Here is a 24,227-nt window from a genome sequence, read left to right as displayed (position 1 = left end):
TCGGTAATGAACGAACAAACATCGCGCCTGAATCGCGAACGGCGCTTCCTGGTGCTGCTGGGTGTGATCTGCCTGTCGTTGATTGGCGGGGCGCTCTACATGCAGGTAGTGCTCGGCGAGGCCCCATGCCCGTTGTGTATCCTGCAACGCTATGCGCTGCTGCTGATCGCGGTGTTCGCCTTCCTTGCTGCCGCCATGCCGGGAAAACGCAGCCTGACGTTCTTCGAGGCGTTGGTGGTGCTCAGCGCGATCGGCGGAATCGTTGCGGCCGGCAACCATGTGTATATACTCGCGCACCCGATGGTCAGTTGCGGTATCGACACGCTGCAACCGATCGTCGATGACCTGCCGCTGGCGCAGGTCTGGCCACTGGCGTTCCAGGTCGATGGATTCTGCAGTACGCCATACCCGCCGATCCTCGGGTTGTCCCTGGCTCAGTGGGCACTTCTGGCGTTCGTCCTCACTGCCATCCTGGTGCCGCTGGGCATCTATCGGAACCGACGCAAGGCTTAGACAAAAGTCCCGCTTCCGGCCTCTTCTGTTGCACGACGAGAAACCAAAAGAAACTTGCCTCCCGCTTGACTCAGATCAACCACGAAGCCTTGCGCAATGCGGGTTCCAGGTCTATCAAGCGGGGTGCGACAAACTGTCGCGAAGTTGATTTTCCCTTCTGTATTGTTACCAAATCCGTAAAAGACTGTTGCGCAATAAGTCATAGTCAAGGGTGGGCGACCTATCTACAATCGCCCCCAATTTCCGTTCGGCACTGCTTGCAAGTCGCAGGATTGAAGGAAGCCGAGGCTCCTTTTTGCTGACTTCGTCAAGTTTCGCCCAACGGCGATACCGGGCGGACCCCCCTCCGCGTTTTCCCGCACCAAATGGACTTGGTCTGAAGTACAGGCCTGTTGCCTACGAAACCATAAGCACCGCTAACCCGCTTGACGCCAAGGTCCTGCAGTCGGACCTCCGGCAGGAGCGAGTACGGGCGCGAAATGCCTCACTTGGCAGGACGAAGTGTTGGCTACCAAAACACAAATTGCATTGAAGCAAGCTGATCTAGAGGTCGTGAGATGAGTAAAAAGCGTTACCCCAGACTGTTTGGCATATTGCCCTTTTTAGGCATGCTTTTACTCAGTGGGTGCAACTGGACCCTGCTCGACCCGAAGGGCCAGGTCGGCATTGAGCAAAAGAACCTGATCCTGATCGCCACTGGCCTGATGCTGCTGGTCGTCGTACCGGTCATCATCATGACCATCGCGTTCGCGTGGAAGTACCGTGCTTCCAACAAGGCTGCCACCTACACGCCCGACTGGTCGCATTCGACCAAGATCGAGGCGGCTGTCTGGATCATCCCGATCCTGATCATCATTGCCCTGGGCTACGTCACCTACCACTCCACCCACAAACTGGACCCTTACCGTCCACTGGATTCCGAAGTGAAGCCGGTGCAGATCGACGTGGTCGCGCTGGACTGGAAGTGGCTGTTCATCTACCCGGAGCAGGGCATCGCCACCGTCAACAAGATCGTCTTCCCGGCTAACACCCCGGTCAACTTCCGCGTGACCTCCGACGCCGTGATGAACTCCTTCTTCATCCCGGGCCTGGGCGGCCAGATCTACGCCATGGCCGGCATGACCACCAAACTGCACCTGATCGCCAACGAGAACGGCGAATTCGACGGTATCAGCGCCAACTACAGCGGTGCTGGCTTCACCGGCATGAAATTCAAGGCTACTGCCACCTCCCAGGAAGACTTCGACAAGTGGGTCGCCGAGGTCAAGCAGTCGCCGAAGAAGCTGGACAAGGCTGAATACGACGCCTTGGCCAAACCAAGCGAAAACAACCCAGTCGCGCTGTATAGCGAGGCTTCGCCTGACCAGTTCCAGCTGATCGTCGACAAGTACGAAGGCATGAACCGCGGTCGTCCGAGCCACGAAGAAGCAGGCAGCAAAGATCTGGCCACTACCAAGGGTGTGGAATCGAGTATGCAACCAGCTGCCGGTGCAGAGGAGTAAGAGATGTTCGGTAAATTAAGCCTGGAGGCGATACCCTATCACGAGCCGATAGTCATGGTGACGCTTGCCATGATTGCGCTCGGTGGTATCGCTGTCGTCGGTGCTATCACCTATTTCCGCAAGTGGACCTACTTGTGGACCGAGTGGCTGACCACGGTCGACCACAAGAAAATCGGGGTGATGTACATCATCGTCGCGATGGTCATGCTGCTGCGCGGCTTCGCCGACGCCATCATGATGCGTACCCAGCTGGCTGCCGCTACCGGCGGCGCCGAAGGCTACCTGCCGCCTGAACACTATGACCAGATCTTCACCGCCCACGGTGTGATCATGATCATCTTCATGGCGATGCCGTTCTTCACCGGCCTGATGAACCTGGCGGTTCCTCTGCAGATCGGTGCACGTGACGTTGCCTTCCCGTTCCTGAACTCCCTGAGCTTCTACCTGCTGCTGGCAGGCGTGCTGCTGGTCAACATCTCCCTGGGCGTTGGTGAATTCGCCAAGACCGGTTGGGTTGCCTATCCGCCGCTTGCGGGTATCCAGTACAGCCCTGGCGTGGGTGTGGACTACTACATCTGGGCGCTACAGCTATCCGGCTTGGGTACGACGCTTACCGGTGTGAACTTCCTCGTCACCGTGATGAAGATGCGCGCGCCTGGCATGAAGCTGATGGACATGCCGATCTTCACCTGGACCTGCACCTGGGCCAACGTGCTGATCGTCGCTTCCTTCCCGATCCTGACCGCTGCACTGGCTCTGCTGACTGTTGACCGTTATCTGGACTTCCACATCTTCACCAACGAGCTTGGTGGGAACCCGATGATGTACGTCAACCTGTTCTGGGCCTGGGGTCACCCTGAGGTTTACATCCTGATCCTGCCGGCCTTCGGTGTGTTCTCGGAAGTCACCTCGACCTTCGCTGGCAAGCGTCTGTTCGGCCACCACTCGATGATCTACGCATCGGGCGCGATCGCCGTTCTGGGCTTTGCCGTCTGGCTGCACCACTTCTTCACCATGGGTGCAGGCGCGAGCGTCAACACCTTCTTCGGTCTGGCGACGATGCTGATCTCCATTCCGACCGGTGTGAAGCTGTTCAACTGGCTGTTCACCATCTACCAGGGCCGTCTGCGCTTCACCGCGCCGATCATGTGGACCCTGGGCTTCATGGTCACCTTCTCGATCGGTGGTATGACCGGCGTTCTGCTGGCTGTTCCAGGTGCTGACTTCGTTCTGCACAACAGCCTGTTCGTTATCGCCCACTTCCACAACGTGATCATCGGTGGTGCGGTGTTCGGCTACATCGCCGGCTTCGCCTACTGGTTCCCGAAAGCCTTCGGTTTCACCCTGAACGAGAAGTGGGGCAAGGCTGCCTTCTGGTTCTGGATCTCCGGCTTCTACGTAGCGTTCATGCCGCTGTACGCCCTGGGCTTCATGGGTATGACCCGTCGTCTGAACCACTCGGACAACCCGGCTTGGGAACCCTACCTGTACGTTGCCGTCGTTGGCGCCGTGCTGATCCTGTTCGGTATCGCATGCCAGCTGATCCAGCTGTACGTATCGGTCCGCGACCGCAACCAGAACCTGGACGTCACTGGCGATCCATGGGGTGGCCGTACCCTGGAATGGTCGACTTCGTCGCCACCTCCGTTCTACAACTTCGCCCACATGCCTGAGAAGGTTGGCCTGGACGCCTGGCACGAAGCCAAGGAAGCCGGTGTCGCCTACAAGCCTGCGGCCAAGTACGAAGCGATCCACATGCCGAGCAATACCTCCACCGGTTTGTTCATGGGCCTGTTCCTGACCGTCTTCGGCTTCGCATTCATCTGGCACATCTGGTGGCTGGTTGGCGCGAGCCTGGTTGCAACCATCGCTGTCTTCGTTCGCCACGCCGCGCGTGACGACCAGGGCTACATGGTTCCGGCCGAAGAAGTGGCGCGCATCGAAGGCGAGCGCATGAAAGCGCTGGCCAAAGCAGGTGCTCTGCCTGCCGGCGCACGTGTCGAATCGTTTGAGCGGGTGTAATCAATGTCCAGTCAAGTAATCCACGCCGGCGCTCATGGTCACGACCATGGGCACGACGATCACCACCACGACTCGGGCCAGATGACCGTACTCGGTTTCTGGCTGTACCTGATGACCGACTGCATCCTGTTTGCGTCGCTCTTCGCCACCTACGCGGTGCTGTCCGGCAGTTTTGCCGGCGGCCCGTCGGGTCATGACATCTTCCAGCTCGATTTCGTAGCTGTTGAAACCGCACTGCTGCTGCTGTCCTCGATCACCTTCGGCTTTGCCATGCTGCAGATGTTCAAGGGCAACAAAGGTGGCGTGCTGGGCTGGCTGGCCATCACCTTCCTGTTCGGTGCTGGCTTCATCGCGATGGAAGTCTATGAGTTCCATCACCTGATCGGCGAAGGCTTCGGCCCGAACCGCAGCGGCTTCCTGTCGGGCTTCTTCGCCCTGGTCGGCACCCACGGTCTGCACGTGACTGCCGGTCTGATCTGGATGGCTGTCCTGATGTATCAGATCAGCACCAAGGGCATCACCCCGACCGCCAAGACCCGCATGAGCTGCCTGAGCCTGTTCTGGCACTTCCTGGACGTGGTCTGGATCTGCGTATTCACCGTCGTCTACCTGCTGGGAGTTCTGTAATGGCTAGCGCACACGACACTCATCACGAAGGCAACCACGGCAGCGTCAAGTCGTACGCGATCGGCTTCATCCTGTCGATCATCCTGACCGCGATCCCGTTCGGTCTGGTGATGTACCCGAGCCTGCCGAAGAACCTGACCGTCCTGATCGTGGTGGCCATGGCCGTCATTCAGGTGGTGGTGCACCTGGTGTACTTCCTGCACATGGACCGCTCGAAAGAGCAGCGTTCGAATGTGTCGACGTTCCTGTTCACCACTCTCGTAATCGCTCTGTTGGTCGGCCTGTCGCTGTGGATCATGTTCAGCATCCACATCGAAATGATGGCCAAGTGAGGTAAGACTGCATGTCCGTGAAGCACTTTATCCAAATCACCAAACCGGGGATCATTTTCGGTAACGTGCTTTCCGTGGCAGGCGGTTTCTTCCTTGCCTCGAAGGGCCATGTGGACTTCGCCCTGTTCCTGGCGGTAGTGGTGGGGACCTCTCTGGTCGTCGCGTCCGGTTGCGTGTTCAACAACTGCATCGACCGCGACATCGACCAGAAGATGGAGCGCACCAAGAACCGCGTCATGGTTCAGGGCGGCATGTCGCTGACCCTCGCGCTGATCTACGCCACCCTGCTTGGGGTGGCGGGCTTCAGCCTGTTGTATGTCCAGGCCAATCCGCTCTCGGCGTTCTGCGCAGCTGTCGGCTTCGTCGTCTACGTCGGCTTCTACAGCCTGTGGCTCAAGCGCAAGTCGGTGCACGGCACCTTGGTCGGCAGCCTGTCCGGTGCCATGCCTCCGGTGATCGGTTACTGCGCCGTCAGCAACAGCTTCGACCTGGCTGCAGTGACGCTGCTGGTGATGTTCAGCCTGTGGCAGATGCCACACAGCTTTGCCATCGCCATCTTCCGCTTCAAGGATTACAGCGCTGCCAACATTCCGGTCCTGCCGGTGGCACGCGGTATTCTCGCGGCGAAGAAGCAGATCGTGCTGTACGTACTGGCCTTCGTGCTCGCCACCCTGATGCTGACCCTGGGCGGTTACGCCGGCCTGGGTTACCTCGTCGTGGCAGCTGCCATGGGCCTGTACTGGCTGTACATGGCCTGGGGCGGCTACAAGGCTGAGGACGACAGCAAGTGGGCCCGCAAGGTCTTCGGTTTCTCCATCCTCACCGTCACTGCCCTGAGCGTGATGATGTCGGTGGACAGCCAGACTGCCGCGGACGTGCTGATGACCTACGCACGCTGATACAGACGCCTGTTACACGAAAACCCCGGCCTTGTGCCGGGGTTTTTTTATGCCTGTAGTGTTTGTGGCGGCTTCTTCGCGCGGTTAGCGGTGTAAGGGCCAGCCCAGGCAACGTAAATCTAATGAATTCGATAAATAAGCCTAAAAAGATCTAATAAAACAGGAGATCATCCTTTACAGGTTGTATGTTTCGGCACTATCTTCTGATTTGGCCGCCGCAGCGGCCCACGTCGCTCGGACGGTTCCGGGCGCTTACGTCATTCGAGGAAGCCATGGCCAACCCAGGTTCGCCGCGCCGCTTTGCGCGCATCGATCGTCTCCCCCCTTACGTCTTCAACATCACAGCCGAGCTCAAGATGGCCGCCCGCCGCCGTGGCGAGGACATCATCGACCTGAGCATGGGCAACCCCGACGGCGCCACGCCACCGCACATTGTCGAGAAGCTGGTCCAGGTCGCCCAACGGGAAGACACCCACGGTTATTCCACGTCCCGCGGTATCCCGCGTCTGCGCCGCGCTATCTCGCGCTGGTACCAAGAGCGCTACGAGGTCGAGATCGACCCGGAAACCGAAGCCATCGTCACTATCGGTTCCAAGGAAGGCCTGGCTCACTTGATGCTCGGCACTCTCGACCACGGCGACACGGTGCTGGTGCCCAACCCCAGTTACCCGATTCACATCTACGGCGCGGTGATTGCCGGTGCCCAGGTGCGTTCGGTGCCGCTGGTGCCGGGCGTAGACTTCTTCAATGAGCTGGAGCGGGCGATCCGCGAATCGATCCCCAAGCCCAAGATGATGATCCTGGGTTTCCCGTCCAACCCGACCGCCCAGTGCGTCGAGCTGGACTTCTTCGAGCGCGTGGTCGCGCTGGCCAAGCAGTATGACGTGCTGGTAGTTCACGACCTGGCCTACGCCGACATTGTCTATGACGGCTGGAAAGCCCCCTCGATCATGCAGGTGCCAGGCGCCAAGGACATCGCAGTGGAATTCTTCACCCTGTCCAAGAGCTACAACATGGCCGGCTGGCGTATCGGCTTCATGGTCGGCAACCCGGAGCTGGTCAGCGCGCTGGCGCGGATCAAGAGCTACCACGACTACGGCACCTTCACGCCGTTGCAGGTCGCGGCCATCGCGGCGCTTGAAGGCGACCAGCAGTGCGTGCGAGATATCGCCGAGCAGTACCGCCAACGCCGCAACCTGCTGGTCAAGGGGCTGCACGAGATCGGCTGGATGGTCGAGAACCCCAAGGCCTCGATGTACGTCTGGGCGAAGATTCCCGAGGCCTACGCTCACCTGGGCTCGCTGGAGTTCTCCAAGAAGCTGTTGGCCGAGGCCAAGGTCTGTGTGTCGCCGGGGATCGGCTTTGGCGACTATGGGGATGACCATGTGCGCTTCGCCCTGATCGAGAACCAGGACCGTATTCGCCAGGCCATTCGCGGCATTCGGCAGATGTTCAGGGCCGATGGCTTGACGCGCAAATAAGCTTCAAGCTTCAAGCCGCAAGAGGCCCGCATGAGCATGGGCCTTTTGCGGCTTTTCAATTTTGACGCAGCAAGTCTTCTTGCCGCTTGCCGCTGACAAGCGGTGGATTTTTTTGCTTTCCCCCTCTTCTCAGCCACCCCCGCTTGGACTGAGAATGGCGCGCGGGCCCAGCCCTCATAACAACAACCCTCCCTCCGTGCCATCATGTCCGAATACAACCCTTGCCTTGACTGCGGCGCCTGCTGCGGGTACTTCCGTGTGTCTTTTTTCTGGGGCGAATGCCAATCCGCCGGGGGCGTTGTGCCCGACGACCTGGTGGTCCAGATCAACCCAACCCGGGTCGCCATGATCGGCACCGACGCCAAACCTTGCCGCTGCACGGCCTTGGGTGGCGAGATCGGCAAGCAGGTCGCTTGCACCATTTACGAAAACCGCTCGAGCCCTTGCCGAGAATTCGAAGCCTCGTGGGTCAACGGTGTGCACAACCCCAGCTGTGACGCTGCCCGCGCACATTATGGGCTGCCGCCGCTGGAGGCCAACGAGCCGCACTGGCCGGAGGATGACGGGGCCGAAGTGGCCTGACGCGGGCTTGTTGCGGGAAACCACCTGTTGTGTGAAACACAGGTGCTGTATGGTTTCAGGTTCGTCCAAATACCCTGGAGCCCGAGGTTGTCTGCCTATTACCTGCCCTTGAGCCTGCTTCTGTACCTGATCGGCCTGTTTTTTGACGGCGCCTTGATGGGGGCAGGCCGGCACATGCCAGCCTTGCAGATGCTGCTTTATGGGCCCTGGGGCGTACCGTTCGGCCTGTATCAATGGTTCGCCAACCCGTTGCTGTTGCTGGCGGTGCTGGCCCATCGGCGCTTTCGTCGGCTGGCATTGCTGTTGGGGGTGTGCGCCCTGTACCTGGCGCTCAGTAGCCTGGGTATCGAGCGGCTGCCAGACAACCAGAGCTATGCTTTCCAGGACGTCACCGGCTTTGGTGCCGGCTTCTACTTGTGGAGTCTGGCGATCCTGGCGTTCTGCCTGGGGCAGGGCTGGTGGTGCTGGAGGGCCCGGCGCGCCGACGACATGCCCGGCTGGCACTGGCTCGATGTGGCACTGATTGCTGCGATCGCCGTCACGATGTATGCAGGCACTCAGATGCCTGCGCTGCATTTCGATGTGGACAAGGTGCTGATGCCGCCGGAGTCGTCACAGTCGCTGTGACCCACTCCCACACGCACCGTGGACTAGGGGAGAGCGGGTTTACCCGCGAAGAGGCGGCGCAGGCAACACATCAGCGAGACGTACCCCACTGCACCACCAGCATCCCCATCACGATCATCCCCACGCCCGCCAGACGCAGAGCGTTGACCGGCCGTTCCGGCAACCCCATCAACCCCCATTGGTCGATCAGCAGTGACGACAGCACCTGCCCGGCGATCACGCAGACGATGAATCCCGCAGCCCCCAACCGGGGTGTCAGTACCAGCGCTGCGGTGATGTAGAGCACGCCCGCCACACCGCCAAACCAGGCCCACCAGGGTGCCTGGGCCAAGTTCTGCAATTGCGGCACTGGCGCGCGCATCATCAGCAAGGCAGGGACCAGCATCAGCAGGCTGACGGTCAGCGATACCCCCGCCGCCCACAGAGGGTGTCCCAGCAAGCGACCGAGCGCGGCATTGCTGCCGGCCTGGAAAGGTACGGCCGCGCCTGCCAGCAACGCAACGAGCAAAGGGAGGACGGCTGAGAGGGAGAGGGCGTGTGGCATCGAATGGCTCCTGTGGAAAAACACTAGGCGCAGTGTTGTTTATCCATTTCAATGATGGAAATTCGAAATTCACACAGGCTGTATTCGTCAGATGGATGATTTGCGCCGTATCGACCTCAACCTGCTGTTGACCCTGCATGCCTTGCTCAGCGAGCAGCATGTTTCCCGGGCTGCCGTACGCCTGCACCGCAGCCAGCCTGCCGTGAGCCATGCGCTGGCCCAGCTACGAGACATCTTCGCCGACCCACTGTTGGTGCGCCGGGGCGGCCGTCTGCACTTGAGCAGTCGTGCCCAGGCCCTGCGTGAGCCACTGGAGCAGGCTCTCGAACAGCTCGACGGCCTCTTGGGCAGTCCGCGTTTCGAACCGAACCGGGCGCGCCGCACCTTTCGCCTGGCAATGTCGGACTATGGTGCGCGGGTGGTGTTGCCGGGATTGATGCGCACGCTCAGAGAGGAGGCGCCAGGCATCGACCTGGTGGTGTCCCAAGGCAGCCGTGAGGCGATGGTCGGACAATTGATCGATGGTGAAGTGGACTTGGCGTTGGGTGTGTTTCCCGATCTGCCTTCGGAAGTGCGGATGCAGGTGCTGTTCGAGGAGTCGTTCATCTGCCTGGCGGATCGCCACAGTCTGCCGGCGCGCACAGGGCTTTCGCTGGCCCAGTGGCTGGCGCGTCCTCACGTGCTGGTGGCCGTGCGACCGGGCATAGACAACGAGATCGACCTGGCGCTCCAGGCGTCGGGTCAGGGGCGACGGATCGCGCTCACCCTGCCGCACTGGGGCGTGGCCCAAGGCGTTATCAGCGGTACGGACCTCATTCTGACCGTGGCCCGCCGTAGCCTGGCGGGTACCCGGCTCGACCCTGGGCTGCGCTGCTTTGCGCCACCACTGCCGATCGCGCCGTTTGCCTTTACCCAGGCCTGGCACGCCCGGCGCGAGGGCGATGCCGGTCACCGCTGGCTGCGTGAACTCATCCGTACGCTTTGCGATGAACACGATGTGCCGAACTTAGCCAGTTGAGCGCAGGGTTATGAGGATGGCACCGTCGCCACGGGAGCGCCGGTCCGGCGCCCCCGACTTGTCCCGGGCAGGGGCGCGTGGCACTAAGGTGCGACGCGTGGCTCGCGTTTGGCCCGGGCCTTGAGGTATTCGCGCACCTCGACCCCGTCCCCGGCAAACTCGATACGCTCTGCCTTGGCTTCGCGTTGGTAGGCGTACATCGGGTCGTAGTATTCGTTGAGCAACCCTTCGATCCATCCCCGGTGCAGATCCACCGCGCCACTGCGCAACTGCTCGTCCAGGGCCTGACCCAGCAGCGCCGACAACCGCTGGAAGCGCTCACCGCCCAAGCGCTTGTGGATGTTGCCCATGCTTTGCAGCATGCGTTCGGCGAACAGCCGACGGCCGTCTTCTTCGCCATGCAAGGCGACGAACTCGGCGCACAGGTTGATCACGTAGTCACGCAGGATGCGCTCCACGCGGTTTTCGAAGCTGTCTTCCAGCCATACCAGTGGGTACTGCTGCATGCCCTGGTACAGCTCCAGGGGCACCGAGCAACTTCCGACGATGCGCCCTTCATCTTCCAGAACGAACTGCTGCATCCCGCGGGCGCGCTTCTTCAGGATGTCGATGGCCAGCTGGTTTTCGAAATCGATCTGTGCCGGCTGCGCCGTAGCCCGCTTGCCGAAGCTCGAGCCGCGGTGGTTGGCGTGGCCTTCGAGGTCGAGCACGTTGTCCAACTGAAGCAGCACGTCGGTCTTGCCCGTGCCGGTGAGACCGCCCACCAGCACGAAGTCGCATTGCTCGACAGCTTGCAAGGTGGTTTCCAGCAGGAAGGTCCGCATGGCCTTGTAGCCACCTTTGACCTTCGGGTACTGGATGCCGGCCTCGTCCTTCAGCCAGCCCTGGACGATCTGCGAGCGCAGGCCGCCGCGGAAACAGTACAAGTAGCCGTCAGGGTGGGCCTTGGCGAACGCCGCCCAGGCTTCCAGGCGCGCCTGCTTGATGGCGCCGCCGACCAGCTGGTGACCCAGGGCGATGGCGGCGGCCTGGCCTTGCTGCTTGTAGCAGGTGCCGACCTTTTGCCGCTCCTGATCGTTCATCAGCGGCAGGTTGACGGCGCCGGGGAAGGCGCCCTTGGCGAATTCGATCGGCGCGCGCATGTCCATCATCGGCACGTCGTCGAGGAACAGTTGGCGGTAGTCGGTGCAGTCGTTGCGCATCAAAGCACCTCGACCGCGTGGGTCTGTCGCTCGACCAGCTCGCCGATCGGCGAGAGGGCCAGGTTCAGTTCTGCGGCTACGGCGAGGAATTCGGCCTCGCCCTCGGGGCTGACCGCCACCAGCAATCCACCGCTGGTCTGCGGGTCGCACAGCAGGTGCTTCTGGTCTTCGCTCAAGGCTCCGATCTTGTGGCCGTAGCTGTCGAAGTTGCGCAGGGTGCCGCCAGGGATGCAGCCCTCGGCCAGGTAGTGATCGACGCTGGGCAGGCGTGGCACGGCATTGTAGCGCAGGTGCGCCGTCAGGCCGCTGCCTTCGGCCAGCTCCACAAGGTGGCCGAGCAGGCCGAATCCGGTGACGTCGGTCATGGCCTTGACGCCGTCGAGCTTGCCGAAGCGGCTGCCGGGGGTATTAAGGGTGCACATCCAGTCGCGGGCCAGGCCCTGGTCCTGGGTGCGCAGCTTCGCCTTTTTCTCGGCGGTGGTGAGGATGCCGATGCCCAGGGGCTTGGTCAGGTACAGGCGGCAGCCGACGTGGGCGGTGTCGTTGCGCTTGAGGTGGCGCTTGCTGACCACGCCGGTGACTGCCAGGCCGAAGATCGGCTCGGGCGCGTCGATGGAGTGACCACCGGCCAGCGGGATACCGGCTTCGGCGCACACGGCGCGCCCGCCGCGGATGACTTCGCGGGCGACTTCCGGCGGCAAGACGTTGACCGGCCAGCCGAGGATGGCGATGGCCATCAGCGGGTCGCCGCCCATGGCGTAGATATCGCTGATGGCGTTGGTGGCAGCGATGCGGCCGAAATCGTAAGGGTCGTCGACGATCGGCATGAAGAAGTCGGTGGTCGAGACCACGCCGCGTTCATCGTCCAGGGCGTACACGGCGGCATCGTCGCGCGAGGCGTTACCGACCCAGAGTTTCGGGTCCAGGGCCTGGGTGCCGCTTTCGGCGAGAATCACATCCAGCACCTTGGGGGAGATCTTGCAACCACAGCCGGCGCCATGGCTGTACTGGGTCAGACGAATCGGTTCGCTCATACGCACCTCGGATTTTCGTGATGCGCGATTGTAGCAAAGCTGGCCTTTGCGCCAGCGGCTCTTATAATCCCCCGGTCGGCGCGTTGCCGGCCTTTCCCCGCTATTGAACCGGAGAATCCCATGCTCAAACGTCCCCTGGCGGTCGCCGCCGGTCTCGTGCTGTCTTGCTGTGCCGTCATTGCCCAGGCTGCTGACACCCTGCGGGTAAGCGCCATCCCGGACGAAGCGCCGACCGAACTGCTGCGCAAGTTCAAGCCGCTGGGTGAATACCTATCCAAGCAGTTGGGCATGGACGTGAAGTTCGTACCGGTGGCCGATTACCCGGCGGTGGTCGAGTCGCTGGCCTCCAATCGCCTGGACATGGCCTGGCTGGGCGGATTCACCTTCGTCCAGGTGCACCTGAAGGACCCGACCGCCACGCCGCTGGTGCAGCGCGAGCAGGATGCCCAGTTCACGTCCAAGTTCATCACCGCCAACCCGGACGTGAAGAGCCTGGCCGACCTCAAGGGCAAGTCGTTCGCCTTCGGTTCGATCTCCTCGACTTCCGGCAGCCTGATGCCGCGCTACTTCATGCTCAAGGAAGACAACATCAAGCCTGAGAGCTACTTCAGCCGCGTTGCCTACTCCGGCGCCCACGATGCTACCGTGGCCTGGGTCCAGGCGGGCAAGGTCGATGGTGGTGTGCTCAACGCCAGTGTCTGGCAGAAGCTGGTCGATGCTGGCAAGGTCGACACCAGCAAGGTCAAGGTCTTTGCCACCACCCCGACCTACTACGACTACAACTGGACCGTGCGTGGCAACATGGACCCGGCCCTGAAAGCGAAGATCAAGGCAGCCTTCCTGGCGCTGGACCCGGCCAACCCGGAGCACAAGGCGATCCTCGACCTGCAGGCCGCCAGCCGCTTCATCGAAACCCAGCCTGAAAACTACGCAGGCACCGAGCAAGCTGCCCGTGAGGCCGGTCTGCTCAAGTGACTATCCATCTGCACGGCGCCGGCCTGCGCCATGGCCAGGTTCGCGCCCTCGATGCGGTGAGCCTGCGCATCGACAAAGGTGAGCGGGTGGCGATCATCGGCCCTTCCGGGGCCGGCAAGTCCAGCCTGCTGCACCTGATGGCGACGGCTGTCCAGCCCAGTGCCGGGCGCCTGGAACTGCTCGGCGAGCAGCCTTGGGCGCTGTCTGCCAGGGCCCGCCAGCGCCTGCGCGCGCGGGTCGGCCTGGTGCACCAGGCGCCGCCGTTGCCACCGCGCCAGCGCGTGGTCACGGCGGTGCTGGCCGGGCGCCTGGGGCAATGGGGCATCTTGCGTGGCCTGCTCAACTTGATCTACCCGAGCGATGTGCCTGGGGCTCGTCAGGCGTTGGCCGAGCTGGGGCTGGCGGACAAGCTGTTCGTTCAGTGTGGGCAGTTGTCCGGCGGTCAGTTGCAGCGGGTCGGCATTGCCCGAGCGTTGTATCAGCGGCCTGAAGTATTGCTGGCCGATGAGCCGGTTTCGGCCATGGACCCGGTGCTCGCCGACCACAGCCTGGCTCTGCTCAATCGTCATGCCCAGGACAACGGCGTGACCTTGGTGGCCAGCCTGCACGCAGTCGATCTGGCGCTGGCGCACTTTCCCCGAGTGATCGGGATTCGCGAAGGTCAGGTCGCATTCGACTGCCCGGCCCAGGCGGTGACCGAGAGCCTGCTCGATGCACTCTATGCCAACGAACAGCTGGCCTCGCCGCCCACCCCTGGGCCGACCCTGACGGTACAGATTCCGCGATGCTGAAGGCCGACACACGCGACCCTGCGGCATTGCCCCGGCTGTTGCTGACCCTGCTCGCTCTGGCGTTGCTGTGGCCTGGGCTGCGCTTGAGCGAGCTGAACCCTGGTGTGCTGCTGCAGGCGGAAAACCGTCAGCAGATGGGCAGCTTCGTCAGCGCTTTCTGGCCACCGGCGCACGACGCCGACTTTCTCTCGCTGCTCTTCGAAGCCACCTTGCAGACACTGGCCGTGGCCACCGCTGGCATGGCCTTGGCGCTGCTGCTCGCCGTGCCGACCAGCCTTCTGGCCAGTCGCGCCCTGTCGCTGAGGGCCGCCTCACGGGGTGGTCGCCCGGGGCTTTGGTCGCGGCTGCTGCGTATGCCGGTGCGCGGTTTGCTGGTGTTTCTGCGCAGCGTGCCGGAGATCGTCTGGGCCTTGTTGTTCGTGCGCGCCGTAGGCCTGGGGCCTACGGCTGGCGTGCTGGCGATTGCCATCACCTACGCCGGCATGCTCGGCAAGGTCTACGCGGAAATCTTCGAATCGGTCGACCAGCGCCCGGCCCATGCGCTGTTGCAGGCCGGAAGCGGGCGGTTGATGGCGTTCTTCTACGGCATCCTGCCGGGTGCTGCGGCGGAGGTGGTGTCCTACACCGTGTATCGCTGGGAGTGTGCGGTGCGCGCCTCGGTGGTGATGGGCTTTGTCGGTGCGGGCGGCCTGGGGCAGCAGATCGACCTGTCCATGCGTATGTTCGCCGGGGCCGAGGTGGCGAGCATGCTGTTGGCGTTCCTGGTGCTGGTGATGCTCGCTGATCTGCTCAGTCGCTTCCTGCGCGGGAGGCTGGTATGAACCGTCTGATCAACCTGCTGGTGATCGCCGCCATCCTCAGCGCTGTGGTCGCTTCGTTCAGCTACCTGGAGCTGGACATGGCGTCGGTGATCGGCAATGGCGGGCTGGCGCAGATGGGCGAGTACGCCCACCGCTTCCTCAGTCCGGACCTCTCTTCGGAGCATCTGAAGGCGGTGGGGCAGGGCGCCCTCGAAACGTTGGCCATGTCCGGCCTCGGCACGCTGCTGGCGATGATCCTGGGCTTGCTGTTGGCATTGCCGGCGGCCGGGCGTTTCGGCTGGCCGCTACAGGCCGTTGCGCGCATGGTGCTCAATGCCTTGCGCGCCATTCCTGAACTGGTCTGGGCAGCCCTGACAGTGCTCGCCGCAGGCCTCGGCCCGAATGCCGGGACCCTGGCCCTGGCCTTGCACACCGCCGGCGTGCTGGGCCGGCTGTTCGCTGAGGCCCTGGAGAATGCGCCGCCAGAACCTGCCGCGGCCATTCGCCTGCAAGGTGGTAGCCAAGCCGCGGCATTCTGCTTTGGCACCCTGCCCAACCTCTGGCCGCAATTGCTTGCCTACAGCCTCTACCGTTGGGAAAACAACATCCGCATGGCCAGCGTGCTCGGCTTCGTCGGTGCTGGCGGCTTGGGGCAGATGCTCTACACCACCCTGAGCCTGTTCCAAGAAGCCCAGGCCAGCACCGTGATCATCGGCATGCTGGTGCTGGTGTTGCTGGTGGATGCCTTCAGCGACGTGCTGCGGCAACGCTACGTGCGCGCCTGAGTCGTGGGGCCGCTGTCACTCGTGACTGCAGACAGCGGCCCAGGTCATGAAAGCCTTAACAAGGCGCTAAGGCCCGGTGCGAAACCACGCTTCGATACCGTTTTGAGGGGGATTCGTGTGCTGGGAATCGACCTTCGCCCAACCTCATTCCGTGTCGCGTTGACTCCATGTTCTATGCGAGCACCTGCCTCATCTGCACCAATGCCACCCGGCTGCCATTCGGCGCCTGGCGCTCTTCGATGCCAAACGGCACGAAGCCTAGCTGTGGATAAAGCAGCAACCCCGCCGTGTTGTGGTTGAAGCACGACACCCACACCTCCCGCGCCGCGTACTGCTCCCGAGCTAGGGCGATCATGTGTTGCACCAGGTAGCGTGCCACCCCATGGCCACGGGCGGCCGGGGCGACGACTACATTGCCCAGCGCACAGATGCCGCCGTGCTCGGCTTTATAGAAATTGGCAAAGCCCAGCACCACCCCATCGCCCTCGACCACCGTCGAGCCGCTGCGCTGTGCGATGGCATCGCTCAGTTGGTCGGGCGTGAGCGGGTAGGTGGCCTTGGGGAACATGTAGAACAGCTCGTCCGGGCCTTGGGGGAAACAGCAGATGGCCGGGATGTCATCGTTGTGGACTGGGCGGTGTGACAACTTCATGGGTATGCCTTTGATGATGGGCCTTTATGTACATACTGCTGGCATTGCCAATCTCGTAGCAAGACGGACAGGCGTGGGAGCGCCTGAGCGACGCGCGCCGTGTGGGTGCTGGTTTGTCGCGCGATGGAGTGCGTAGCGTTCGCCTGGTCGGTTGATTCAGGTGATCAGGTGAGCGCCTTGCTCCATCGGCATCAAGGTCATCCGCCAGCGATCCGATGCCTGTCGCAACCTCGATGCCCATCGGCGTCATTGCTCGTTTAGCGTCAATCACGCGGCCCATCGGGGTGCAGCCAGAGTCGGATGGAGCTATAGGCGAACTCCTCGGGTTTGCTGGCCTTGCTGGTACGGGATGTCTTGACCTTGTATCGATCGTCGTCGTGTACCACCAGCAGCGTCGATGACGACATGACCTCCAACCCCTCGGGTTTGTTACCAAAACGCACTGGGGCTCCAGTCCTGTCCACGACCAGGCGTGGAGTGAGCGCTTGACGCTCCAGCAAAGGCCGGACAGGAATGGACCACAGGTAGCCGCCAATGGACGTGTCGTCTTCGGTGCTGGTCAGCGCATATAGGGTTCGCTTATCGAATCGATCGTATTCGATCGAGGCCAGCCCCAATACCTCGTCGCTTCCTGGCACCTTCGGCGTGAATTCGAAAAGCAGCTGAAAATCACCGGTCAAGCGCATCTGTCCTGAGGCCATCGTGAAAGGCGCGACCAGGATCTTGAAAACATCCTCCGAATGCTTGTAGTCCTCGCCCTGCTTGCGTACGCCCAGCAGAAGCTTATTGTCAGGGGCTACGGACATGCCTTCGATCTGGAAGAACGGGGCGCCCAGCGCCTTGGCGATTTGAGCATGCAGTTCGCGCGAGCTCGTGATACCGCCCCGACTCGAAGGCGAAAGCACCTGAACGGCGTCCGGACGGTCGACTGGCCAATAGAGAATGGTGCTGTAGGCGTCGTTGCTTGGGTCCGCGTCGGTGCCGACACGGTTGAAGGCACTGCTAGCGATCAAGTATCGCCCATCGAGCGTACGCGTCATGGCTTCGAGCTTGCGAACCTGATTGAACGCGGGGTTGATCAGTGGAGTGGGTGTGTGGGGGGCGATCTTGTGTTTCTTCTTGGCTAGGCTGAAAAGCGGTGTAACGCCAGTGCCAGGCAGGGGTTTATCGTTGGCAAAAATCAGCCGGTTGCCGGCATGAGCGACTGCTGAAACCTCGCAGCGGGTCGATGAGTCAGGAGGTATAGGATGGTCGACGCAGCGCGCCGTGGCATGCTTAACGCTGAGGGCTAGGCGTTTGGGGTGGTCGGTGGGGTGGGCGGTGGCGTTGGTGACGCCGGCGAACATAAGGCTCGCCAGGATGAAAGAGCGGTAGATCATGTGGGAGGACCCCGTTGTTTGAGTGAACACTCAGCGTGTGGTTCACGGACGGGGGAGGTCGATTCGGTAACGTTTCCCTGTGCAGGGAGGCAGGCATAAAAAAACCGACCATAAGGTCGGTTTCTTTCGGATCTTGGTGCCCCGAGGGAGACTCGAACTCCCACTCCTTTCGAAAACGGATTTTGAATCCGCCGCGTCTACCAATTCCGCCATCAGGGCTTGTGGTGGCGCAGTATAGAGAGCCGCCGTGGGTCGGTCAATCGGGTTTCATGGTCAATTTTCGTTCGTTGGGCTAAACTTTCCGACCCTGTCGAACCGAACACCATCATGCGCGTCGCCGATTTTTCCTTCGAACTCCCCGATTCCCTGATCGCCCGTCATCCCCTGGCCGAGCGCCATGGCAGCCGTCTGCTGGTCCTAGATGGGCCGAGCGGGGAGCTGGCGCACCGGCAATTCACCGACTTGCTGGAGTACCTGCGCCCCGGCGACCTGATGATCTTCAACAATACCCGGGTGATCCCGGCGCGGTTGTTTGGCCAGAAGGCCTCCGGCGGCAAGCTGGAAGTGCTGGTCGAGCGCGTGCTGGACAGCCACCGGGTGCTGGCCCATGTGCGTGCCAGCAAGGCGCCCAAGCCGGGCACGCAGATCCTCATCGATGGCGGTGGCCAGGCCGAGATGGTGGCGCGCCACGAGACGCTGTTCGAGCTGCGCTTCACCGAGGAGGTCCTGCCACTGCTGGAGCGTGTCGGGCACATGCCGCTGCCGCCGTACATCGACCGCCCGGACGAAGGTGCCGACCGCGAGCGATACCAGACGGTCTATGCCGAGCGCGCAGGCGCCGTGGCGGCGCCGACTGCAGGCCTGCATTTCGATGAGGCGCTGCTGGAAAAAATCGCCGCCAAGGGCGTGGCACGTGCTTTCGTCACCTTGCATGTGGGCGCCGGTACCTTCCAGCCTGTGCGCGTGGACAAGATCGAAGACCACCACATGCACAAGGAGTGGCTGGAGGTCAGCCAGGAGGTGGTGGACGCCGTCCAGGCCTGTCGCGCCCGAGGTGGCCGGGTAGTTGCCGTGGGTACCACCAGCGTGCGCTCGCTGGAGAGCGCCGCCCGTGATGGCCAGTTGAAGGCTTTCAGCGGCGACACCGATATCTTCATCTACCCGGGTCGGCCGTTCCATGTGGTCGATGCCCTGGTCACCAACTTCCACCTGCCGGAGTCCACGCTGCTCATGCTGGTCTCGGCCTTCGCCGGCTACCCCGAGACCATGGCTGCCTACGCGGCGGCGGTCGAGCAGGGGTACCGCTTCTTCAGTTACGGTGATGCCATGTTCATCACCCGCAATCCGGCGCCACGCGGCCCCGAGGATCAAGCATGAGTCGCACCTGTCGAATGTCGTTCGAACTGCTGGCCACCGACGGCAAGGCCCGTCGTGGCCGCCTGACCTTCCCCCGTGGCACGGTAGAGACTCCGGCGTTCATGCCGGTGGGCACCTATGGCACGGTCAAGGGCATGCTGCCACGCGACATCGAAGCCATCGGCGCCGAGATCATCCTGGGCAACACCTTCCACCTGTGGCTGCGTCCCGGCACCGAGGTGATCAAGAAGCATGGTAGCCTGCACGATTTCATGCAGTGGAAAGGCCCGATTCTCACCGACTCCGGTGGTTTCCAGGTGTTCAGCCTCGGCGCCATGCGCAAGATCAAGGAAGAGGGCGTGACCTTCGCCTCTCCGGTCGATGGCTCCAAGGTGTTCATGGGGCCTGAGGAGTCCATGCAGGTCCAGCGTGACCTGGGCTCGGACATCGTGATGATCTTCGACGAGTGCACGCCATACCCGGCCGAGCACGACGTGGCGCGCACCTCCATGGAGCTGTCGCTGCGCTGGGCTCAGCGCTCGAAGAATGCTCATGCCGACAACACTGCGGCGCTGTTCGGTATCGTTCAGGGCGGTATGTATCAAGACCTGCGCATGCGCTCGCTCGAAGCGCTTGAAAACATCGGTTTTGACGGCCTGGCCATTGGTGGTCTGTCGGTGGGCGAGCCCAAGCACGAGATGATCAAGGTGCTGGACTACCTGCCAGGCCAGATGCCGGCTGACAAACCTCGTTACCTTATGGGGGTAGGCAAGCCGGAGGATCTTGTAGAGGGTGTGCGCCGCGGCGTCGACATGTTCGACTGCGTGATGCCGACGCGCAATGCGCGCAACGGTCATCTGTTCGTCGATACCGGGGTGATCAAGATCCGTAACGCGTTCCATCGTCATGATGATTCGCCGCTCGATCCGACCTGTGATTGCTACACCTGCACCAACTTCTCGCGCGCGTATCTTCATCATCTGGATAAATGCGGCGAAATGTTGAGCAGCATGCTGAATACCATCCACAACTTGCGCCATTACCAGCGCTTGATGGCCGGTTTACGCGAGGCTATTCAACAAGGTAAATTGGCCGCCTTTGTCGACGCCTTCTACGCCAAGCGCGGGCTGCCTGTGCCGCCTTTGGACTGACTGTTCGCATTCATTATTAGAAAATATCCATTAGGAGTGCCCAATGAGCTTCTTGATTCCCGCCGCCTACGCGGACGCTGCAGCCCCTGCCGCCGGTCCTGCCGGTACCGGCTTTGAATGGATCTTCCTGGTCGGTTTCCTGGTCATCTTCTATCTGATGATCTGGCGCCCGCAGGCCAAGCGCGCCAAGGAGCAGAAGAACCTGCTGAGCAACTTGCAAAAAGGTGACGAAGTTGTCACCAACGGCGGCATCGCCGGCAAGATCGTCAAGGTCTCCGATGACTTCGTGGTACTGGAAGTGTCCGACAACGTCGAGCTGAAGTTCCAGAAGGGCGCCGTTGCCGCGACCCTGCCAAAAGGTACGCTCAAGGCTATCTGAGTTACCGGTTATCTTTTCCAGTCGGGGCGCGCAACGCGCCCCGCGTCTTGAACGGGCGGCGTGATGCTGAACAAATACCCTCTGTGGAAATACCTGCTGATCCTGGTGGTACTGGCGATCGGCTTTATTTATTCCGCTCCCAACCTCTACCCGGATGACCCGGCGGTGCAGATCAGCGGTGCGAGCTCCGCGCTGCATGTGAGCCAGGCCGATTTGGATCGCGCCACCAAGGCGCTGACCGATGCCGGTATCGCCGTCAAGGGCGGCAGCCTGGGTGAGAAGGGCAGTGCGCTGGTGCGCCTGACCAACCAGGAAGACCAGCTCCCGGCCAAGGATGTGGTGCGCAAGGCACTGGGCGATGATTACGTCGTGGCCCTGAACCTCGCCCAGACCACCCCGCAATGGCTGCGCAGCCTCGGCGCCAGCCCGATGAAACTGGGTCTGGACCTGTCCGGTGGTGTGCACTTCCTGCTGGAAGTGGACATGGACAAGGCCATGAGCGCCCGAATGAAAGTCTACGAAGGCGAGGTCAAGACCTTGCTGCGCAAAGAGCGCATCCGCTACCGCAGCCTGCCTCAGCAGGACGGCGCGATCATGCTGGGCTTCGCCGACGATGCCACCCGCGAACAGGCCCGTAGCCTGGTCCGCAAGAATTTCAATGACTTCGACCTGACCACCACCGAGCGCAACGAGCTCGCCGTGCTGCGTCTGGCGCTGACCCCGGCCAAAGTCGCCGAGATCCGCGAATACTCGATCAAGCAGAACCTGACCACCGTCCGTAACCGGGTCAACGAGCTGGGCGTTGCCGAGCCGCTGGTTCAGCGTCAGGGTGCAAACCGCATCGTGGTCGAGCTGCCAGGCGTACAGGACACCGCAGAGGCCAAGCGTATCCTGGGCAAGACCGCCAACCTGGAGTTCCGCTTCGGCGCCGAGCCGGGCGCGTCCAAGGCTACCACCGAGGTCTTCGAGTTCCGCGAAGGCGGCCGTTCCGCTGCAGTCGAGCGTGGCCTGATCATCACAGGTGACCAGGTGACCGACGCCCAGGCCAGCTTCGATGAGCATGGCCGTCCGCAGGTGAACATCCGTCTCGACGGTCACGGCGGCGAACTGATGAGCCGCGCCACCCGTACCAATGTTGGGCGCAGCATGGCGGTGATCTTCATCGAGCAGAAGCCGATGACCCGCTACGAGAAGCAGATGGTCAACGGTGTCGAGAAAGACGTCGCGGTCCAGACCTTCAAGGAAGAGAAGAAGATCATCAGCCTGGCGACCATCCAGTCGCCGCTGGGCAGCCAGTTCCGTATCACTGGCCTGAACGGCCAGGGCGAATCGTCCGAGCTGGCCCTGCTGCTGCGCGCTGGTGGCCTGGCGGCGCCGATGTACTTCGCCGAAGAGCGCACCATTGGCCCGAGCCTGGGTGCTGACAACATCACCAAAGGTATCGATGCGTCCCTATGGGGCATGCTGTTCGTCTCGCTGTTCATCATCGCCATCTACCGAGCCTTCGGCGTGTTGGCGACCATCGCTCTGGCGGGCAACATGGTGCTGCTGCTGGCGCTGATGTCGCTGCTCGGTGCCACCCTGACCCTGCCGGGTATCGCCGGTATCGTACTGACCATGGGTATGGCGGTAGACGCCAACGTGCTGATCTTCTCGCGTATCCGGGAAGAGATCGCAGCGGGCATGTCGGTACAGCGCGCCATCCATGAAGGCTTCAATCGTGCCTACTCGGCGATCGTCGATGCCAACCTGACCACGCTGCTGGTCGGCGGCATCCTGTTCGCCATGGGTACCGGCCCGGTCAAAGGCTTCGCGGTCACCATGTCCCTCGGGATTTTCACCTCGATGTTCACCGCCGTCATGATGACCCGTGCACTGGTCAACCTGACTTGTGGCGGGCGTGACATCAAGAAGCTGTGGGTTTGAGGGAGCTGACATGAAAACCATCAACTTCATGGGCGTACGCAACGTCGCGTTCGCCATCACCGCGCTCCTGACTGTCCTGGCGTTGTTCAGCTGGTGGCAAAAGGGCCTGAACTTCGGCCTGGACTTTACCGGCGGTACGCTGATCGAGCTGACCTATGAGCGTCCTGCGGACCTCAAGGCGGTACGTGCCGAGCTGGTCGACTCCGGCTTCCACGAGGCTGTGGTGCAGAGCTTTGGTGCCACCACCGACCTGCTGGTGCGTATGCCTGGTGACGACCCGCAATTGGGTAACAAGGTGGCCGCAGCCCTGCAGAAGGCGGGCGGCGACAACCCGGCGACCGTCAAGCGTGTCGAGTTCGTCGGCCCGCAGGTAGGTGAGGAGCTGCGTGACCAGGGCGGCCTGGGCATGCTCCTGGCCCTGGGCGGCATCCTGGTCTACCTGGCATTCCGCTTCCAGTGGAAGTTCGCCGTTGGTGCGATCGTCTCGCTGATCCACGACGTGGTGGTGACGCTGGGTATCCTGTCGTTCTTCCAGATCACCTTCGACCTGACGGTGCTGGCGGCGGTGCTGGCGATCATTGGTTACTCGCTCAACGACACCATCGTCGTCTTCGACCGGGTTCGTGAGAACTTCCGCGTCATGCGCAAGGCCTCGCTGATCGAGAACATCAACGTTTCGACCACTCAGACCCTGCTGCGTACCATCGCCACCTCGGTGTCGACCTTGCTGGCTATCGCCGCGCTGCTGTTCTTCGGTGGCGATAACCTGTTCGGCTTCTCCCTGGCGCTGTTCATCGGTGTCATGGCGGGTACCTACTCGTCGATCTACATCGCCAACGTGGTGCTGATCTGGCTGAATCTGAGCAGTGAAGACCTGATTCCGCCTGCCAAGACTGACGGTGTGGACGATCGTCCGTAAGCTGTTTCCTGCGCCATTTGGCGTAAAGAGAGGCGCGAGTACTGAACTCGCGCCTTTTTTTTTGCTCCAAGGCTGGGAGAAGGCGGGCGCGAGCCCGCGGGTACGATCAGGAGGTTCACGTGAATAAATCAATGCTGGTGGGTGCGGTTCTGGGTGCTGTCGGTGTAACCGCCGGAGGTGCTGTGGCGACCTACAGCTTGGTGAACAAAGGGCCGGAGTACGCCCAGGTTACGGACGTGCAGCCCATCAAGGAAACCATCAAGACGCCGCGTCAGGTCTGTCGGGACGTCGCGGTCACGCGCCAGGCGCCGGTCAAGGACCAGCACCAGATCGCAGGTACCGTGGTTGGAGCAATCGCAGGTGGCCTGCTGGGTAACCAGATCGGTGGCGGTACCGGCAAGAAGATTGCGACCGTGGCCGGTGCGGTCGGTGGCGGCTATGCGGGGAACAAGGTGCAGGAGGGTATGCAGGAGCGTGACACCTATACCACCACGCAAACCCGCTGCAACACCGTCAATGACTTGAGCGAGAAAGTGGTCGGCTACAACGTGACCTATTCCATTGGTGACAAGGTCGGGCGGGTGAAAATGAACCACGAACCGGGTTCGACCATTCCGCTGGACAAGAACGGCAATCTGGTCCTTAGCGAAAACCAGGCAGGCCAGTGACGCTCACGCCGGCACCCTGGTGCTGGCCTTGTCGCGGGTAAAACCGCTCCCACAGGTGCTAGG

The 24,227-nt window shown here is 62.0% G+C and carries 25 protein-coding genes, 1 tRNA gene and 1 pseudogene; 21 read left to right on the top strand and 6 right to left on the bottom strand.

Features of this window, described 5'->3' with window-relative positions; translation table 11 throughout:
• Positions 1-6 precede the first annotated feature (6 nt).
• The 9 genes from ABOA88_RS05995 to ABOA88_RS05955 all read left to right on the top strand — a co-directional run bounded on the left by ABOA88_RS05995 (position 7) and on the right by ABOA88_RS05955 (position 8,585).
• A complete protein-coding gene (locus ABOA88_RS05995; protein ID WP_196169676.1) occupies positions 7-513 on the top strand; it encodes a disulfide bond formation protein B in 507 nt (168 codons plus the stop codon).
• Positions 514-1,070: 557 nt separating this feature from the next.
• A complete protein-coding gene (gene cyoA, locus ABOA88_RS05990) occupies positions 1,071-2,015 on the top strand; it encodes a ubiquinol oxidase subunit II (RefSeq protein WP_043208031.1) in 945 nt (314 codons plus the stop codon).
• Positions 2,016-2,018: 3 nt separating this feature from the next.
• Complete coding sequence (gene cyoB / locus ABOA88_RS05985) at positions 2,019-4,037, top strand: cytochrome o ubiquinol oxidase subunit I (protein WP_070094176.1); 2,019 nt, start codon at positions 2,019-2,021, stop codon at positions 4,035-4,037.
• A 3-nt stretch (positions 4,038-4,040) separates the two neighbouring features.
• The gene (gene cyoC, locus ABOA88_RS05980) at positions 4,041-4,664 is read left to right on the top strand and encodes a cytochrome o ubiquinol oxidase subunit III (RefSeq protein WP_043208035.1); all 624 of its coding nucleotides are present in this window, start codon (positions 4,041-4,043) and stop codon (positions 4,662-4,664) included.
• Positions 4,664-4,996 carry a cytochrome o ubiquinol oxidase subunit IV gene (cyoD, locus tag ABOA88_RS05975; protein ID WP_043208038.1) on the top strand — a complete coding sequence of 111 codons (333 nt, stop codon included), beginning with the start codon at positions 4,664-4,666 and terminating at the stop codon, positions 4,994-4,996. The genes cyoC and cyoD overlap by 1 nt, the downstream gene beginning before the upstream one ends.
• Before the next feature lie 11 nt (positions 4,997-5,007).
• Positions 5,008-5,895 (top strand): heme o synthase, encoded by an 888-nt coding sequence (cyoE, locus tag ABOA88_RS05970; RefSeq protein ID WP_196169675.1) that lies wholly within the window; start codon positions 5,008-5,010, stop codon positions 5,893-5,895.
• Positions 5,896-6,167: 272 nt separating this feature from the next.
• Entirely contained in the window at positions 6,168-7,376 is a 1,209-nt protein-coding gene (gene alaC / locus ABOA88_RS05965; RefSeq protein ID WP_070577021.1) for an alanine transaminase, read from the top strand.
• Positions 7,377-7,580: 204 nt separating this feature from the next.
• Positions 7,581-7,958, top strand: coding sequence for a YkgJ family cysteine cluster protein (locus ABOA88_RS05960; protein WP_043208043.1), 378 nt, complete (start codon positions 7,581-7,583; stop codon positions 7,956-7,958).
• A gap of 87 nt (positions 7,959-8,045) precedes the next feature.
• Entirely contained in the window at positions 8,046-8,585 is a 540-nt protein-coding gene (locus ABOA88_RS05955) for a hypothetical protein (protein WP_367851377.1), read from the top strand.
• Between the two features lie 70 nt (positions 8,586-8,655).
• Here the strand turns inward: ABOA88_RS05955 and ABOA88_RS05950 are convergent, their stop codons facing one another.
• A complete protein-coding gene (locus ABOA88_RS05950; protein ID WP_196169673.1) occupies positions 8,656-9,129 on the bottom strand; it encodes a DMT family transporter in 474 nt (157 codons plus the stop codon).
• A 91-nt stretch (positions 9,130-9,220) separates the two neighbouring features.
• Here ABOA88_RS05950 and ABOA88_RS05945 point away from each other — a divergent pair, with 91 nt between their 5' ends.
• Positions 9,221-10,147, top strand: coding sequence for a LysR family transcriptional regulator (locus ABOA88_RS05945; protein ID WP_367851378.1), 927 nt, complete (start codon positions 9,221-9,223; stop codon positions 10,145-10,147).
• A gap of 83 nt (positions 10,148-10,230) precedes the next feature.
• Here the strand turns inward: ABOA88_RS05945 and mnmH are convergent, their stop codons facing one another.
• The gene (mnmH, locus tag ABOA88_RS05940; RefSeq protein WP_367851379.1) at positions 10,231-11,349 is read right to left on the bottom strand and encodes a tRNA 2-selenouridine(34) synthase MnmH; all 1,119 of its coding nucleotides are present in this window, start codon (positions 11,347-11,349) and stop codon (positions 10,231-10,233) included.
• Positions 11,349-12,383 (bottom strand): selenide, water dikinase SelD, encoded by a 1,035-nt coding sequence (gene selD / locus ABOA88_RS05935; protein ID WP_367851380.1) that lies wholly within the window; start codon positions 12,381-12,383, stop codon positions 11,349-11,351. The genes mnmH and selD overlap by 1 nt, the downstream gene beginning before the upstream one ends.
• 120 nt (positions 12,384-12,503) lie before the next feature.
• Here selD and ABOA88_RS05930 point away from each other — a divergent pair, with 120 nt between their 5' ends.
• The 5 genes and pseudogenes from ABOA88_RS05930 to ABOA88_RS05910 form a co-directional block, all read left to right on the top strand.
• Positions 12,504-13,358, top strand: coding sequence for a putative selenate ABC transporter substrate-binding protein (locus ABOA88_RS05930; protein WP_367851381.1), 855 nt, complete (start codon positions 12,504-12,506; stop codon positions 13,356-13,358).
• A complete protein-coding gene (locus ABOA88_RS05925; RefSeq protein ID WP_196169668.1) occupies positions 13,355-14,149 on the top strand; it encodes a phosphonate ABC transporter ATP-binding protein in 795 nt (264 codons plus the stop codon). Before ABOA88_RS05930 ends, ABOA88_RS05925 begins: the two co-directional genes overlap by 4 nt.
• The gene (locus ABOA88_RS05920; protein ID WP_196169667.1) at positions 14,143-14,970 is read left to right on the top strand and encodes a PhnE/PtxC family ABC transporter permease; all 828 of its coding nucleotides are present in this window, start codon (positions 14,143-14,145) and stop codon (positions 14,968-14,970) included. The genes ABOA88_RS05925 and ABOA88_RS05920 overlap by 7 nt, the downstream gene beginning before the upstream one ends.
• Entirely contained in the window at positions 14,967-15,734 is a 768-nt protein-coding gene (phnE, locus tag ABOA88_RS05915) for a phosphonate ABC transporter, permease protein PhnE (protein WP_196169666.1), read from the top strand. Before ABOA88_RS05920 ends, phnE begins: the two co-directional genes overlap by 4 nt.
• A gap of 33 nt (positions 15,735-15,767) precedes the next feature.
• Positions 15,768-15,897: pseudogene (locus tag ABOA88_RS05910) on the top strand (addiction module antidote protein); the annotation flags it as partial.
• 9 nt (positions 15,898-15,906) lie between these two features.
• Here the strand turns inward: ABOA88_RS05910 and ABOA88_RS05905 are convergent.
• The 3 genes from ABOA88_RS05905 to ABOA88_RS05895 all read right to left on the bottom strand — a co-directional run bounded on the left by ABOA88_RS05905 (position 15,907) and on the right by ABOA88_RS05895 (position 17,984).
• Positions 15,907-16,386 carry a GNAT family N-acetyltransferase gene (locus tag ABOA88_RS05905; RefSeq protein ID WP_196169665.1) on the bottom strand — a complete coding sequence of 160 codons (480 nt, stop codon included), beginning with the start codon at positions 16,384-16,386 and terminating at the stop codon, positions 15,907-15,909.
• Positions 16,387-16,649: 263 nt separating this feature from the next.
• A complete protein-coding gene (locus ABOA88_RS05900) occupies positions 16,650-17,765 on the bottom strand; it encodes a hypothetical protein (protein ID WP_367851382.1) in 1,116 nt (371 codons plus the stop codon).
• Between the two features lie 134 nt (positions 17,766-17,899).
• Positions 17,900-17,984 (bottom strand) — tRNA-Leu (locus tag ABOA88_RS05895).
• Between the two features lie 108 nt (positions 17,985-18,092).
• Here ABOA88_RS05895 and queA point away from each other — a divergent pair.
• The 6 genes from queA to ABOA88_RS05865 all read left to right on the top strand — a co-directional run bounded on the left by queA (position 18,093) and on the right by ABOA88_RS05865 (position 24,164).
• Positions 18,093-19,142: a tRNA preQ1(34) S-adenosylmethionine ribosyltransferase-isomerase QueA gene (gene queA, locus ABOA88_RS05890; RefSeq protein WP_367851383.1), complete on the top strand. Its 1,050-nt coding sequence runs from the start codon at positions 18,093-18,095 to the stop codon at positions 19,140-19,142.
• A gap of 14 nt (positions 19,143-19,156) precedes the next feature.
• Entirely contained in the window at positions 19,157-20,272 is a 1,116-nt protein-coding gene (tgt, locus tag ABOA88_RS05885) for a tRNA guanosine(34) transglycosylase Tgt (protein ID WP_167358102.1), read from the top strand.
• A gap of 43 nt (positions 20,273-20,315) precedes the next feature.
• On the top strand, positions 20,316-20,651 hold the full coding sequence (gene yajC / locus ABOA88_RS05880; RefSeq protein WP_023382222.1) for a preprotein translocase subunit YajC: 336 nt from the start codon (positions 20,316-20,318) through the stop codon (positions 20,649-20,651).
• Between the two features lie 63 nt (positions 20,652-20,714).
• The gene (secD, locus tag ABOA88_RS05875) at positions 20,715-22,577 is read left to right on the top strand and encodes a protein translocase subunit SecD (protein ID WP_367851384.1); all 1,863 of its coding nucleotides are present in this window, start codon (positions 20,715-20,717) and stop codon (positions 22,575-22,577) included.
• A 10-nt stretch (positions 22,578-22,587) separates the two neighbouring features.
• Complete coding sequence (secF, locus tag ABOA88_RS05870; protein WP_196169661.1) at positions 22,588-23,496, top strand: protein translocase subunit SecF; 909 nt, start codon at positions 22,588-22,590, stop codon at positions 23,494-23,496.
• A 119-nt stretch (positions 23,497-23,615) separates the two neighbouring features.
• Entirely contained in the window at positions 23,616-24,164 is a 549-nt protein-coding gene (locus ABOA88_RS05865; RefSeq protein WP_043208074.1) for a glycine zipper 2TM domain-containing protein, read from the top strand.
• Positions 24,165-24,227 lie beyond the last annotated feature (63 nt).

Origin of the sequence: Pseudomonas sp. PKS (assembly GCF_051913525.1) — a bacterium.
Lineage (GTDB): Bacteria > Pseudomonadota > Gammaproteobacteria > Pseudomonadales > Pseudomonadaceae > Aquipseudomonas > Aquipseudomonas guariconensis_D.
The sequence above is the reverse complement of the archived record's forward strand: the minus strand, read 5'-3'. Positions and strand labels throughout refer to the sequence as shown.